This is a genomic window from Spectribacter acetivorans (assembly GCF_031846305.1).
Lineage (GTDB): Bacteria > Pseudomonadota > Gammaproteobacteria > Nevskiales > Salinisphaeraceae > Spectribacter > Spectribacter acetivorans.
The window spans coordinates 46,182-59,882 of record NZ_JAVRHY010000004.1; the positions used below are offsets into that span (position 1 = coordinate 46,182).

The window sequence follows — 13,701 nt, forward strand, 5'->3', positions numbered from 1 at the left end:
GGGTCATGCCCCGAAGGCTAGCCCCGGGGTCTGACGTCTCCATGACACTAGTATGACCATTGGATGACGGCTTGCCGCTGCTGGGGCCACCGCCCGGTTGCTGCTAATATCCGCGCCGCCCGCTTTCCAAGCCCGGATTCCATGGCAGACAACACGATTCTGATCGTCGGCGGCGGCGGCCGCGAACATGCGCTTGCCTGGAAAGCCGCCCAGTCGCCACGGGTGAACCGGGTACTGGTGGCGCCGGGCAACGCCGGGACCGCACTGGAGCCCGGGGTGGAGAACGTGGCGGTGGCCGACACCGACATCGACGGCCTGCTCGAGCTCGCCCGTCACGAATCCGTGTACCAGACCATCGTCGGGCCCGAAGCCCCGCTGGCAGCAGGCATCGTGGATGCATTCAGCGCCGCCGGGCTGCGCTGTTTCGGCCCCACAAAGGCGGCGGCCCAGCTGGAATCGAGCAAGGCCTTCACCAAGGACTTTCTCGCCCGCCACCGGATCCCCACTGCGGACTACGGGGTATTCGATAACGCCGATGAAGCGGCGACTTACATCCACGAACGGGGCGCGCCGATCGTGGTCAAGGCGGACGGCCTGGCCGCCGGCAAGGGCGTGATTCTGGCCGAGGACGTCGACACCGCCGTGGCGGCGGTCAACGACATGCTCTCCGGTCAGGCCTTCGGGGATTCCGGCAAGCGCGTGGTGGTGGAGGATTTCCTGGTCGGCGAGGAAGCCAGCTTCATCGCGCTGGTGGATGGCGAACACATCCTGCCGCTGGCCAGTTCCCAGGACCACAAGGCGGCGCTGGATGGGGACCTCGGCCCCAACACCGGCGGCATGGGCGCTTACTCCCCGGCCCCGGTGGTCACCGACGCCGTCGCCGAGACCATTCTCGAGCAGGTGATGCGCCCTACCGTGGCCGGCATGGCCGCCGAGGGCCGGCGCTTCACCGGGTTTCTCTACGCCGGGCTGATGGTGGCCCCGGACGGCAGTTGCCGGGTGCTGGAATTCAATGCCCGCATGGGCGACCCGGAAACCCAGCCGCTGCTGATGCGGCTGCGCAGTGACCTGGTCGAGATCATCGATGCGGCCCTCGACGGCCGGCTCGACCGGATCACGGCCGACTGGGACCCTCGCCCCTGTCTGGGCGTGGTCATGGCAGCCGGCGGCTATCCCGGCCGGTACGACAAGGGCGATCACATCGACGGCCTCGATGTCGCCAGCGAACCGGATACCAAGGTTTTCCACGCCGGCACGGCAACCGGCGAGCACGGCGTGGAGACGGCCGGCGGCCGGGTGCTGTGCGTGTGCGCGCTGGATTCGGACGTGGCCGCGGCCCAGGCCCGTGCCTACCGCCGCGTGGCCGGGATCACCTGGCCGGGCGTGCAATACCGCACGGACATCGGCTATCGTGCCCTCCGGCGCAGCGTTACGAGGGGCGGGGAGACGCCGGGACCAGCGGATTCCTGAAAGATGCCGCGCCTTGCACCCAGTACAGGAGACCACCGAATGCGACTGCCCGCCCTGCTGACCGCCGCTCTGGCACTGTCCATCGTCACGGGGGCCACCCAGGCCCGCGAGAAAACCGAACATGCCCGCATCTTCGGCTGGGTCGAAAAGGCCGAGATCGAGCCCTGGGGCGTGGAAATCAAGGCCAAGCTGGACAGCGGGGCCCTGACTTCATCGATGCATGCCCGGGACATCGAGCGCTTCGAGAAAGACGACGAGGACTGGGTGCGCTTCACCGTCGACGTCGAAGACACGAACAAGGACGAAACCGTCACCCGCACTTACGAGCGGCCGCTGTTCCGCAACGTGAAAATCCGCGGCGCCGGCGGCACCGAGCGCCGGCCCGTCGTGCTGATGAAGCTGTGCATGGGCCAGCGCATCTACGAAGAGCAGTTCTCGCTGGAGAACCGCGACGACATGAACTATCCGCTGCTGATCGGCCGCCGCACCATTCAGCATCTCGGGCTGCTGGACGTGACGGCAACCTTTCTGCACGAGCCGTCCTGTGACGACGACTCCCCCGTGTCGCGCGAAGAGGGTCGCGAGGACGACGAGGACATTGGTACCTGATCCGGAACCGGTGATCCCGACAGCCATGACCTATCCGCGATGAAGGATCTGCACGTCAAGCTGCTGGCGCTGGCCCTTGCCGTCATCGGTATCGGCACCTGCCTGTACAAGGTGGAACGGCTGGGGCTGCCGATCAGTCCATCGGGGCAGACGGAGGTCTGGGTCGTGGAGGCCCGGGTACAGTTCCAGGGCCAGGGCCGCTCGGCCAAGATTTCCGCCCGCATTCCTTACAAACCGCCGGGCTTTTCCATGCTGGACGAGGACTTCGTCTCCGGCGGATTCGGCCTGGCCACGGAAACCAGCGGCGTCAATCGCGAAGCCCTGTGGGCCGCCCGCAATGTGCGCGGCGGCCAGACACTTTATTACCGCGTGGTGCTAGCCGAGGATGCCGAGAACAACCGTGACCGCACCCTACCCAAGCCGCGCTATCCGGAGGTGCCGGATTACCCCGAGCCGGAGCGTTCCGCGGTATTCTCGCTCCTTGACGGCGTGCGCAATCAGTCGGCGGATATTGTCTCGTTCACCCGCGAGCTGCTACAGCAGTTCAATGACCCGACGCCGAACGAAAACGTCAGCCTGCTACGGGAGGAACTCGGCACACCGGCCGAACGCGTGGCCGAAATCCGGCATGTGCTGGCCGGCGCCCGCATCCCCAGCCGTGTGGTCCACGTGTTGGTGCTGCAGGACAGCACCCGCGAGACCGAACTCGAACCCTGGCTGGAGGTGCATAACGGTGACGGCTGGGTGGCCTTCAACCCGGCGACGGGCGCCAGCGGCTTCCCCGACAACGTGCTGGCCTGGACCACGGGCGACATTGCGCTTACCCAGGCGGAAAATGCGAGCAAACCCGAGCTGACCTTCGCCATCAGCCGCTCGTCACGCGAAGTGATGAGCGTGGCACAGCAGCGGGCGCGGCTGCTGAATTCAGGACTGCTGGAGTTCTCGCTGCTGTCGCTGCCGGTATCCACCCAGAACGTCTACAAAATTCTTCTGACGGTGCCGCTGGGCGTGTTCGTGGTGGTGCTGATGCGCAACTTCATCGGCATCAAGACCTTCGGCACCTTCATGCCCATCCTGATCGCCCTGGCGTTCCGGGAAACCAAGCTGATCTGGGGCATCATCCTGTTCTCCACGCTGGTGGCGCTGGGCGTGATGATCCGCTTCTATCTGGAGAAGCTGAAGCTGCTGCTGGTGCCCAGACTGGCCTCGGTGGTGATCATCGTGATCCTGCTGATGGCCGGTGTGTCGGTGGTCAGCCACAAGCTGGGGCTCGATCGCGGGCTGTCGATCGCCCTGTTCCCGATGGTGATCCTGGCCATGACCATCGAACGCATGTCGGTCACCTGGGACGAGTCCGGGCCGCAGGAAGCGCTGCTGGCCGGCCTCGGCAGCCTGTTCGTGGCCGCCCTGGGTTATCTGGTGATGGCGGACCCGCTGCTGAGTTACCTGACGTTCGTGTTCCCGGAACTACTGCTGGTGCTGCTGGCCGCCACGCTGTTGATGGGGCGCTACACCGGCTATCGACTGTCCGAGCTGCGACGATTCCGCTCGTCGCTGTCCGGCCGCAAGGGCTGACGACCGTGGCGCTGATGAGCCGCCTCCGGTTGATGCGCCGGCTGGCCCGCCGGAATCCGCCGCTGATCATGCCCTGGACGCTGCGCCGCCAGGGGCTGCTGGGCATGAACCAGCGCAACGGCGACTACATCATGCGTTACAACCAGCGGCGCTTCTATCCGCTGGTGGACGACAAGCTGCGCACCAAGCAACTGGCCATGGACGCCGGCATCGCGGTGCCCGAGCTGCTGGGCGTGATCGAAATCGAACATCAGGTCCGCGACCTGGCGGACATGCTGGGCGGACGCACGGATTTCGTGATCAAACCCGCCCAGGGTTCCGGCGGCAACGGCATCATGGTGATCGCCGGGCGCCGCGCCGGGCGTTACATCCGGGCATCCGGCGTGGTCGCCACCGACGACGACATCCAGCACTTCGTGTCCAACATCCTGTCGGGCATGTACAGCCTGGGCGGCCTGCCCGACAAGGCGATGATCGAATACCGGGTCAAGCCGCATCCGGTGTTCGATGCCGTGAGTCATCAGGGGGTACCCGACATTCGCACCATCGTGTTCCGCGGGGTGCCCGTAGCTGCCATGGTGCGCCTGCCCACCCGTCAGTCCGACGGCAAGGCCAATCTGCACCAAGGTGCGGTCGGGGCCGGCGTGGACCTGCTTACGGGGCGGACGCTCGATGGCGTCTGGCTCAACCGGGTAATCAACGAACATCCGGATTCCGGTCGCTCCATCCGATCGATCGAAATCCCGGACTGGGATCTGCTGCTGGAACTGTCCGCCCGTTCCTACGACCTCACCAAGCTGGGCTATCTCGGGGTCGACGTGGTGCTGGATCGCGATCATGGTCCGCTGGTGCTGGAGTACAACGCGCGACCCGGCCTGGCCATCCAGATCGCCAACCAGGCCGGACTGCTGAAGCGCCTGCGGGCGGTGGAAGCGCTGGAAACGATCCCGGATCAGGCAGGCGATCGGGTCGCCCTGGCCAAGCGGCTGTTCGGGGGCGATGGCACGCCCGCCTGAACCCCGGCGCGCCGCGCGCGCCATCGGCTGGGGCACCTTCATCTTCAGCCTTCTGCTGGCCGCGTTCTGGCTGACCTGGCTGGCCTGGTCGTCCGCCGGGTTCAGCTACGGGTTCTGGCATGAGGCGGTTGGCCTGGATGACAACATCGCCGAATTCGGACCGCAGAACCGCTATCGTCAGGGTTTCGAAAAGACCACCGAGGCCGAGCGGATCCGGCTGTTCGAGGAAATCGTCATCGCCATCAACCGCGACCCCGATCGTCTCGCCGGCCTGACCTACCATGCCCCGGGCGGACGGCCCCTCGGCCGCCTGCTGCGACCACCCGAGGTTCAGCATCTGGAGGACGTGGCCTGGCTGGTCGGGCTGTTCCGCGTTGCGGGCTGGACCGCGGTGGTGCTGACCCCGCTACTGGGCGGCCTGATCCTCCACCGCCGCTGGGCACTGCCGACCTGGCGATCGCTGGCCACCGGCGCCGGCGTGATCGCCGCCGCCGTAACGGCCCTGCTGGTCATCGCCGGCCCCACGACGGTGTTCTACCACCTGCATGTCTGGATATTCCCCGCCGAGCACCAGTGGTTCTTCTATTACCAGGAGTCGCTGATGTCGACGATGATGCGAGCACCGGTGCTGTTCGGGGCGATTGCGGTGCAGTGGGCGGTTACCGCCTTGCCCCTGGCGGTGCTGGGGTTGCTGGTTCATCGGGGGTTGCATCGTCGGCTTCGACGGTAAGCGAACACGGAGCCGTAGGGCGCCATTCATGGCGCCTGCCCAATTTCCGAATCGCATTAAGGAATTAAGATTCCGCCCCGCTGAAGCGGGCCGGGTGTCTTTCTTGTGCGACAAGAAAGTCACCAAAGAAACGCTTCCGGCGGGCGAGCCCTGCCTCGAACGGGGTTCGAGGCAGGATGCCCTGTGCGCTTCGGTCGGCGAGGGGGTGTTTCGACGGGTCATCCCTGACCCGGCGAAAACCGCGCGCCCGTCCTGGGCGCGCCCCTTCGGGCCGGGAACCTCGCCGCCCTGCAGTGCTCGGCTCGTCCCGACGGGAATCAAGAGCTGCCACATCCGAGTGGGGTTGCTTCTTCTTCCCTCCCGTTAGCGCTTGCGGTCGGAGCGCCATTCATGGCGCCACTCGATGCGGAACGTGGTCTACTGCCGCTTCATCGACTCGAAGAACTCGGCATTGGTCTTGGTCTGCTTCATCCGGTCGATGAGCAGCTCCATGCCGGCCAGGTCGTCCATGCCGTGCAGCAGCTTGCGCAGTACCCAGATCTTTTGCAGTTCGACCGGGTCGACCATGAGTTCCTCGCGGCGGGTGCCGGAACGGCCGAGGTTGATTGCCGGGTAGACGCGCTTCTCGGCGATGCGACGCTCCAGGTGCACTTCCAGGTTGCCGGTGCCCTTGAACTCCTCGTAGATCACCTCGTCCATCTTGGAGCCGGTCTCCACCAGGGCGGTGGCGATGATGGTGAGGCTGCCACCCTCTTCCACATTGCGGGCAGCACCGAAGAAGCGCTTGGGCTTCTGCAGCGCATTGGCATCCACGCCACCGGTGAGCACCTTGCCGGACGAAGGCGCCACGGTGTTGTAGGCGCGGGCCAGACGGGTGATGGAGTCCAGCAGGATCACCACGTCCACCTTGTGCTCGACCAGCCGCTTGGCCTTCTCGATCACCATGTCGGCCACCTGGACGTGGCGGGCGGCGGGTTCGTCGAAAGTGGATGACACCACCTCACCGCGCACCGAGCGTTCCATCTCGGTGACTTCCTCGGGCCGCTCGTCGATCAGCAGCACGATCAGATAGCAGTCCGGGTGATTGTGGGCGATGGACTGGGCCACGTTCTGCAGGATCATGGTCTTGCCGGCTTTGGGCGGCGACACGATCAGGCCGCGCTGGCCCTTGCCGACCGGCGCCACCAGGTCGATGGTCCGGGCGGTGATGTCCTCGGTGGAGCCGTTGCCAATCTCCAGACCCAGCCGGTCCTGCGGGAACAGCGGCGTCAGATTCTCGAACAGTACCTTGCCCTTGGATTTCTCCGGCGGCTCGTAGTTGATCTGATCGACCTTGAGCAGCGCGAAGTAGCGCTCGGAATCCTTGGGCGGACGCACGCGGCCGGTGACGGTATCGCCGGTACGCAGGTTGAAGCGGCGGATCTGCGAGGGCGAGACGTAGATGTCGTCCGGACCGGCCATGTAGGAGGCGTCGGCGCTGCGCAGGAAACCGAAGCCGTCGGACAGGATTTCCAGCACGCCGTCGCCGTGGATGCGTTCACCCAGCTTGGCGCGGGCCTTGAGGATGGTGAAGATCAGGTCCTGCTTGCGGGTGCGCGAGATGTTCTCGATGCCCAGGTCCTGGGCCATGGTCATCAGTTCGGCGCCCGTACTGCGCTTGAGCTCGGTGAGGTTGATCACCGGGCGATCGTCGTTGTCGTCCTCTTCCTCGTAGGCGGCCAGCTCTTCCTCGTCGAAATCGAAATCGCCGCCCTGGTTGGGATCGCGATTGGGATTGCGGTTGCCGTTATTGTTGTTCCCGTTGTTGTTATTGCCGCCCCGACGATTGCCGTTGCCGCCGTTGCCGCGGTTGCCGCCGCCACCGCCACCGCCGCCGCGCTTGTCGCCGCGGCGCCGCCGGGGCTTGCGCGGGCCGCCATCGCCGCCACCGCCGTTGTTGTTCTTGCCGCGGGCGGGGCCGCCGGAAGCCTCGACGCTATCGTCAAAGCCGGGACGTTCTTCGATCTTCTGGTCGGACACTTGGCAGTTCCGTCTAGTGGTGGAAACGGCCGCGGGGCCGGTTTCGGGATATGTCAGTCGCGGGGAGAGAGCATGACGGCCGCCGGCGGGGCCGGCGGCCGGAAAGTCGATTCAGCCGATGTGGCCGTCGAGGAACTCGGTCAACTGGGTCTTGGACAACGAGCCGACCTTGGTGCCCTCGACTTCGCCACCCTTGAACAGCATCAGCGTGGGAATGCCACGAATACCGTAGCGGGGCGGCGTGTTCGGGTTTTCGTCGATGTTGAGCTTGGCAATGCGGAGCTTGCCTTCGTACTCGTCGGCAATCTCGTCGAGCACCGGCGCAATCATCTTGCACGGGCCGCACCATTCTGCCCAGTAGTCGACCAGCACGGGCGTATCGGCGCCCAGCACATCCTGATCGAAACTGTCATCGGTGACCTTGACTATGTTTTCACTCATTCGCTTGCGTCCTCATGGCTTGCAGGACAATGGGAATCGGTATCGCGCCGGGGGTACGGGTAATGGCGCCACAACCGAATGTGGGGGCACAACCCCGAATGATCAAACTGTTATGATGTCGGGCGAATCGGCGGGAACAGTTCCCGTCCAGGGCCGAATACGCGACTTTATGGCGGAAGCGGCCCGCCGGCGCGGCGGGCGTTATTCGTATTGGAGCCCATTATTCGGCGTATTTCAACCCCGAGCGACGACACCCGCCTCGGCATGCGGGCGCGTACCGGTGACGAGAAGCCCCCACATGACTGATTCCCGGCTGCTGACAGACGTTTCCATTGACTCCCTCGGCCTCGATCCTTCGCTGTCCCGAGCAGCCGGGGAACTCGGCTTCACGCATTGTACGCCGATCCAGGCGGATACCATTCCGCGAGCCCTGAAGGGCGAGGATGTGGCCGGCCAGGCCCAGACCGGCACCGGCAAATCGGCGGCGTTCCTGCTCGCCACCATGCATCGGCTGCTGGCGAATGCGCCGGATCCGCCCGATCACGCGCCGCAGACCGCCAGCCAGCCGCGCGCGCTGATTCTCGCCCCCACCCGCGAACTGGCAATCCAGATCCACAAGGATGCCGAGGGCCTGGGCAAGCACAGCGGGCTGAAGCTGGTGGTGTGCTACGGCGGCACCGGCTACGACACCCAGCGGCAGGCTATCGCCGACGGGGTGGATATCCTCATCGGCACGCCGGGCCGGCTGATCGACTACTGGAAGCAGAAGATCTACACCCTGAAGGCGATCGAGGTGGCGGTGCTCGACGAGGCCGACCGCATGTTCGACCTGGGCTTCATCGACGACATCCGCTTCATGTTCCGGCGCATGCCACCGCCGGCCAATCGCCTGAACATGCTGTTCTCGGCCACCCTCTCGCATCGGGTGATGGAGCTGGCCTACGAGCACATGAACAGCCCGCAGCTGATCAAGACCGATACCGATACGGTCAACGTCAAGGCGATTCGCCAGAAGCTCTACCACGTCAGCCGCGAGGACAAGTTGCCTTTGTTCCTGGGTCTGCTGCGGCGCATCGACCCGACCCGCACGCTGGTGTTCATCAACACCAAGCGCGAGGCCGAGAAAGTCGAGGACACCCTAAACGCCAACGGCATCCAGGCCGCCACTCTGTCCGGCGACGTGCCGCAGAAGAAGCGCGAACGCCTGCTCGACGATTTCAAGGACGGCAAGCTGCCGGTACTGGTGGCCACCGATGTGGCGGCCCGCGGGCTGCACATCCCGGCGGTGTCGCACGTATTCAATTACGACCTGCCCCAGGACGCCGAGGATTACGTCCACCGCATCGGCCGGACCGCCCGGGCCGGCGCCGAGGGCGATGCCATCTCGCTGGCCTGCGAGACCTACGTGTACTCGCTGCCCGACATCGAGAAGTACATGGGTCACAAGATCGATTCCGAAGTGGCCCCCTCGGACTACTACGCCCACGATATCGAGCGCCCCGCGCCGCGGCCGCGCAAACCCCGGGGTGGACCACGGCGGCGCAGCGGCGGCAACGGCGGGCGTGGCGGCGATCGCCGCCGTAGCGGGGGCGGCCGCCGCTGAATCGCGCCGGTCAGTCCGGCCGGATATCGGCCACGCTGTCAACCACCCGGTGATGGGCGTGCTCGCGTACCGCGCCGCGCGTATCCGGCCGGGCAATCGCCACCACCTGTCCGATGCCGTAGGCCTGGGCGGCCGCCACCACCGCCGGACTGTCATCCACGAACAGCGCCCGCTCGGGCTGGAAATCGATGCGCTCGGCCAGGCCCGTCCAGAAGTCCGGATGCTCCTTGGCGTAGCCGATGTCGTGTGACGTGACGATGCCGGCAAACCGCGGCGCCAGGCCGGTGCACGCCATCTTCATGGTCACTACGTCGGGATGCGCGTTGGTGACAATCCAGGCCGGCCGGCCCGCGGCCGCCACGGCATCCAGGAACGCCAGCGTGCCGGGCAACGGCTGAATCAGGTCCCGCAGATCCTGCTTGAGCGCCATGATGTCGAGCGCGGTGGTGCGGCTCCAGAAATCGGTGCAGTACCAGTTGAGCTGCCCGGCGTGCTGCGCGAACACCGGCATCAGTTCCGCGCGGGCCGCCGCCTCGTCCAGCCCGCGGGCCTGCGCGTAGCAGCGCGGCAGGTGCTCGTTCCAGAAACGGTTGTCGAAATGCAGGTCCAGCAGGGTACCGTCCATGTCCAGCAGGACGGTGTCCACCTGCGACCAGTCGACGTTACCCAAGCTCGCGATCCAGCTTGTCCAGAACGCGCAATCCCTTGTCGGCCGCGCCACGCGCCGCTCTCGCCTGAAACCGGTTCTCCGCATCGAACTCCGCCAGAGCCTGCGTGGACAGCTCATCGATCAGCCGGTTGACGCTGATACGCCGGCGGGCCGCCAGCGCCTTCAACCGCGCGTGCTTGTCATCGGGGATTCGCACCGTGAGTGTTGCCATATCAGACCTCCTTCAGGAGTTGCTCGGGTGTCGTGATGCCGACGTCTGGCAAATGCAGCTGGCTACCCGCGAAATCCTTCAGATTATTGGTGACCACCCAGCGGGCGTTACCAGCCGTGGCTAGCTCCAGAATGTGGTTGCCCCCTTCATCCACAAGATTCGGCCGCAAAAGATAGTAGATCGGCACCCACTCCGCTGTTGCGCATAACGCGTCGAGCAGGTCCTGGACCTCCCAGGATGTAGCCGGCACGCGCTTCAATATCGCCGGTCGGTTGATCACCGCTTCGTACTCTGCCATCAGCGAATTGCCCATGAGCGGCCGATAGACGCCCTGGAGGCAGCGCCGAAGGAGTTCCCGATTCGGACCGCCACGGCCGATCAAGGCTGCCACGAAAACGCTGGTGTCGATCACGATACCCGCCGCCATTCCGGAATGATGGCACATACGCCATCACTTGAGAACAAGTCGCTCACCACCCGAACCTTCAAGACGGTACGATACGCCGCTCATTTTCCACGGCAGTGCCGCATGTCCCGTATCGACGCACTACTGCCCGACGTCATCGCCATCGCCGAGCGCGCCGGGCGCGCCATTCTCGAGGTTTACCACGGTGAGTTCGAAGTCGAGCACAAGGCCGATGACAGCCCGCTGACGGCGGCCGATCTCGCCGCCCATCGGGTGATCGCGGCGGGGCTGCGCGACCTCACGCCGGACTGGCCGCAGCTATCCGAGGAAGGCGCGGACATCGACGCTGCCACGCGTCATGTCTGGTCGCGCTACTGGCTGATCGACCCGCTCGACGGCACCAAGGAGTTCGTCAAGCGCAATGGCCAGTTCACGGTGAACATTGCGTTGATCGAGGACAGCGTGCCGGTGCTGGGCGTGGTGCACGCGCCGGAACTGGACTGCACCTGGTCGGCTGCCCCGCGGGCCGGTGCCGCCAAGCGCGCGGCCGACGGCTCTCAGCGAACCCTGTCGGTGGCAACCGTGGACCCGGCCCGGCCCCGGGTGCTGGTATCGAGTTCGCATCGCACGCCGGACGTGGATGCCCTGCTCACCCGGATGCCGGATTTCGAGCCGGTGGCGATGGGCTCGTCACTGAAGTTCTGCCTGATCGCCGAGGGCGAAGCCGACTTCTATCCCCGCCTGGGACCGACTTCGGAATGGGATACCGGCGCCGCGCACGCGGTGCTCGCCGCGGCCGGCGGCGAGGTGGTGGAACTCTCCGGCACGCCGCTGCGCTACAACCAGCGCGACAGTCTGCTGAATCCGCACTTCCTGGCCTTCGGCGATACCGGCCACGACTGGCGCCAGTACCTGGACTGACGCCGCATCAGCGGCAAGACCGCGTCAGACCGTGAACGAGCGCCCCGTACGCTTTTCCACCGCCACGTTCTGCAGCCGGGTGTATTGCGGCAGCCCGTGCACAAACGGCGGGAAATCCTCACCGGCAATCAGCGGCGCCAGGTAACGACGGCAGGCCTCGGTGATATGGAAACCGTCCGCGCTGATGTACTCGGCGGGCATCTTGCGCTCGACGTTGGCCACCTTATCCAGCGGCGCTTCACCCAGCGACCAGCGGTAGGGATCGTCGGATTCCCGCTCGATGGTGACCATCACGCCCGACTTGCCGGCCACGGCGTATTCCACCGCACCGCGTCCCACGGCATAGGCCTGCTCGATATCGGTGGCCGAGGCGATGTGGCGCGCCGCCCGCATCAGATAGTCGGCGATCGCATAATGATACTTGTGGCCGAGCCGGTCCTTGATCAGATTGGCCAGGGTCGGCGCCACGCCGCCCAGCTGCGTATGGCCGAAGGCATCGGTACTGCCGGCGTCGGCCAGGAACTGCCCGTCGGCGTTGCGCACCCCTTCCGAGGCAACGATAGTGCAGTAGCCATCCCGCTTGACGCACTCGTCGACCCGGGCCAGGAACGCGGCCTCGTCGAAGGTCACTTCCGGAAACAGCAGGATGTGCGGATCACGCCCGTCCTCGTCCGAGGCCAGCCCGCCGGCGGCGGCGGTCCAGCCCGCGTGACGGCCCATGACTTCCAGAATGAACACCTTGGTGGAGGTCTTGCACATGCTGGCCAGATCGAAACTGGCCTCGCGGATGGATACCGCCGTGTATTTGGCCACCGAGCCGAAGCCCGGACAGCAGTCGGTCAGCGGCAGGTCGTTATCCATGGTCTTGGGAATGTGGATCGCCTGGATGGGATAGCCCATCTGCTCGCCCAGCTGACTCACCTTCAAGCAGGTGTCGGCGGAGTCGCCGCCACCGTTGTAAAAGAAGTAGCCGATGTCGTGAGCCTTGAACACTTCGATCAACCGTTCGTACTCGGCCTGATTCTGGTCGAACCCCTTGAGCTTGTAGCGAGCCGACCCGAAGGCCCCGGCCGGCGTGTGCTTGAGGGCAGCAACCGCCGCGGGGGATTCGCAGCTGGTGTCGATCAGGTCTTCGGTCAGCGCGCCGACAATACCGTCGCGTCCCGCATACACCTTGCCGATGGCGTCCGGATGTTCGCGGGCGGCCTCGATCACGCCGCAGGCGCTGGCATTGATCGCGGCGGTGACGCCGCCACTCTGGGCATAGAAGGCATTGCGGGCAGTCATCGGGGCTCTCTCGCAGTCAAGTTTCAGGGATTGGCGGTTGCAAGAATACCCGCTGTTTCCCGGCACGGAAAATTGACTTACCCCCGAGCACTGTTTAGCCTGCGCGGCTTCCAGAAGGCGCGCGCAAGACGGCGGAACCATTGTTCCGGCGCCACAAACAGAGCATGCGTCGATTCCGAGGAGAACCAACATGCGAATCGTGTTGTTCGGGGCACCCGGCTCCGGCAAGGGCACCCAGGCACAGAAACTGGTCGAGGATTTCGGCGTTCCGCAGATTTCCACCGGCGACCTGCTGCGCGCCGCCGTGGCCAACGGCACCGAACTCGGCAAGAAGGCCAAGGCCGCCATGGACGCCGGCGAGCTGGTGGCCGACGAGGTGGTGATCGGCATGATCCGCGACCGGCTCAACGAGCCGGACACTGCAAACGGCTTTATCCTGGACGGCTTTCCGCGCAGCCTGGCTCAGGCCGAGGCACTGGACAGCATGCTGGAGAATCTCGGCCGACCGCTGCAGGGCGTCATCCACCTGGAAGTGGACAACGAGGAAATCGTCCAGCGCCTGCTGGAGCGCGGCCGCGCGGACGACAACGAGGACACCATCCGCAACCGGCTGGATGTCTTCGATAACCAGACCCAGCCGCTGATCGAGTACTACCAGAACCAGGGCAAGTTCGAGGCGGTGGACGGCATGGGCGACCTGGATGCCATCCAGGCCCGCATCCGGGCCGCGCTGCCGAACTAGC

The 13,701-nt window shown here is 65.5% G+C and carries 14 protein-coding genes; 8 read left to right on the forward strand and 6 right to left on the reverse strand.

The features are described 5' to 3' along the window. Positions 1-141: 141 nt before the first annotated feature. Genes purD through RM531_RS05555 form a run of 5 tightly spaced genes read left to right on the forward strand, consistent with a single transcriptional unit; the run spans position 142 to position 5,400 of the window. Positions 142-1,470: a phosphoribosylamine--glycine ligase gene (gene purD / locus RM531_RS05535; protein WP_311657897.1), complete on the forward strand. Its 1,329-nt coding sequence runs from the start codon at positions 142-144 to the stop codon at positions 1,468-1,470. Between the two features lie 39 nt (positions 1,471-1,509). Next, positions 1,510-2,079 (forward strand): retropepsin-like aspartic peptidase RloA3, encoded by a 570-nt coding sequence (rloA3, locus tag RM531_RS05540; RefSeq protein ID WP_311657898.1) that lies wholly within the window; start codon positions 1,510-1,512, stop codon positions 2,077-2,079. Positions 2,080-2,118: 39 nt separating this feature from the next. Then, entirely contained in the window at positions 2,119-3,654 is a 1,536-nt protein-coding gene (locus RM531_RS05545; RefSeq protein WP_311657899.1) for an inactive transglutaminase family protein, read from the forward strand. A 14-nt stretch (positions 3,655-3,668) separates the two neighbouring features. Continuing rightward, the gene (locus RM531_RS05550; RefSeq protein ID WP_311657901.1) at positions 3,669-4,670 is read left to right on the forward strand and encodes an alpha-L-glutamate ligase-like protein; all 1,002 of its coding nucleotides are present in this window, start codon (positions 3,669-3,671) and stop codon (positions 4,668-4,670) included. Continuing rightward, positions 4,654-5,400, forward strand: coding sequence for a lipoprotein intramolecular transacylase Lit (locus RM531_RS05555; protein WP_311657902.1), 747 nt, complete (start codon positions 4,654-4,656; stop codon positions 5,398-5,400). Before RM531_RS05550 ends, RM531_RS05555 begins: the two co-directional genes overlap by 17 nt. A gap of 417 nt (positions 5,401-5,817) precedes the next feature. Here the strand turns inward: RM531_RS05555 and rho are convergent, their stop codons facing one another. Next, positions 5,818-7,077, reverse strand: coding sequence for a transcription termination factor Rho (gene rho / locus RM531_RS05560; RefSeq protein ID WP_311658217.1), 1,260 nt, complete (start codon positions 7,075-7,077; stop codon positions 5,818-5,820). Positions 7,078-7,530: 453 nt separating this feature from the next. Beyond that, entirely contained in the window at positions 7,531-7,860 is a 330-nt protein-coding gene (trxA, locus tag RM531_RS05565; RefSeq protein WP_311653173.1) for a thioredoxin TrxA, read from the reverse strand. Positions 7,861-8,158: 298 nt separating this feature from the next. Between trxA and RM531_RS05570 the strand changes: the two genes are divergently transcribed. Further along, on the forward strand, positions 8,159-9,463 hold the full coding sequence (locus tag RM531_RS05570) for a DEAD/DEAH box helicase (protein ID WP_311657904.1): 1,305 nt from the start codon (positions 8,159-8,161) through the stop codon (positions 9,461-9,463). Between the two features lie 10 nt (positions 9,464-9,473). On the opposite strand, the gene RM531_RS05575 is transcribed toward RM531_RS05570, so the two are convergent. From RM531_RS05575 to RM531_RS05585, 3 genes are read right to left on the reverse strand one after another with little or no spacing between them, the layout of a single operon-like run. Continuing rightward, positions 9,474-10,133, reverse strand: coding sequence for an HAD-IA family hydrolase (locus RM531_RS05575; RefSeq protein WP_311657906.1), 660 nt, complete (start codon positions 10,131-10,133; stop codon positions 9,474-9,476). Beyond that, positions 10,126-10,344 carry a toxin-antitoxin system HicB family antitoxin gene (locus tag RM531_RS05580; RefSeq protein ID WP_311657908.1) on the reverse strand — a complete coding sequence of 73 codons (219 nt, stop codon included), beginning with the start codon at positions 10,342-10,344 and terminating at the stop codon, positions 10,126-10,128. Before RM531_RS05580 ends, RM531_RS05575 begins: the two co-directional genes overlap by 8 nt. A gap of 1 nt (position 10,345) precedes the next feature. Beyond that, positions 10,346-10,756: a putative toxin-antitoxin system toxin component, PIN family gene (locus RM531_RS05585; protein WP_311657909.1), complete on the reverse strand. Its 411-nt coding sequence runs from the start codon at positions 10,754-10,756 to the stop codon at positions 10,346-10,348. Between the two features lie 117 nt (positions 10,757-10,873). Between RM531_RS05585 and cysQ the strand changes: the two genes are divergently transcribed. Next, the gene (gene cysQ / locus RM531_RS05590; protein ID WP_311657911.1) at positions 10,874-11,671 is read left to right on the forward strand and encodes a 3'(2'),5'-bisphosphate nucleotidase CysQ; all 798 of its coding nucleotides are present in this window, start codon (positions 10,874-10,876) and stop codon (positions 11,669-11,671) included. A gap of 24 nt (positions 11,672-11,695) precedes the next feature. On the opposite strand, the gene RM531_RS05595 is transcribed toward cysQ, so the two are convergent. Further along, the gene (locus RM531_RS05595) at positions 11,696-12,958 is read right to left on the reverse strand and encodes a 6-phosphofructokinase (protein ID WP_311657913.1); all 1,263 of its coding nucleotides are present in this window, start codon (positions 12,956-12,958) and stop codon (positions 11,696-11,698) included. 190 nt (positions 12,959-13,148) lie between these two features. On the opposite strand from RM531_RS05595, the gene RM531_RS05600 reads away from it, so the two are divergent. Beyond that, a complete protein-coding gene (locus tag RM531_RS05600) occupies positions 13,149-13,700 on the forward strand; it encodes an adenylate kinase (RefSeq protein ID WP_311657914.1) in 552 nt (183 codons plus the stop codon). Position 13,701: the final 1 nt, after the last annotated feature.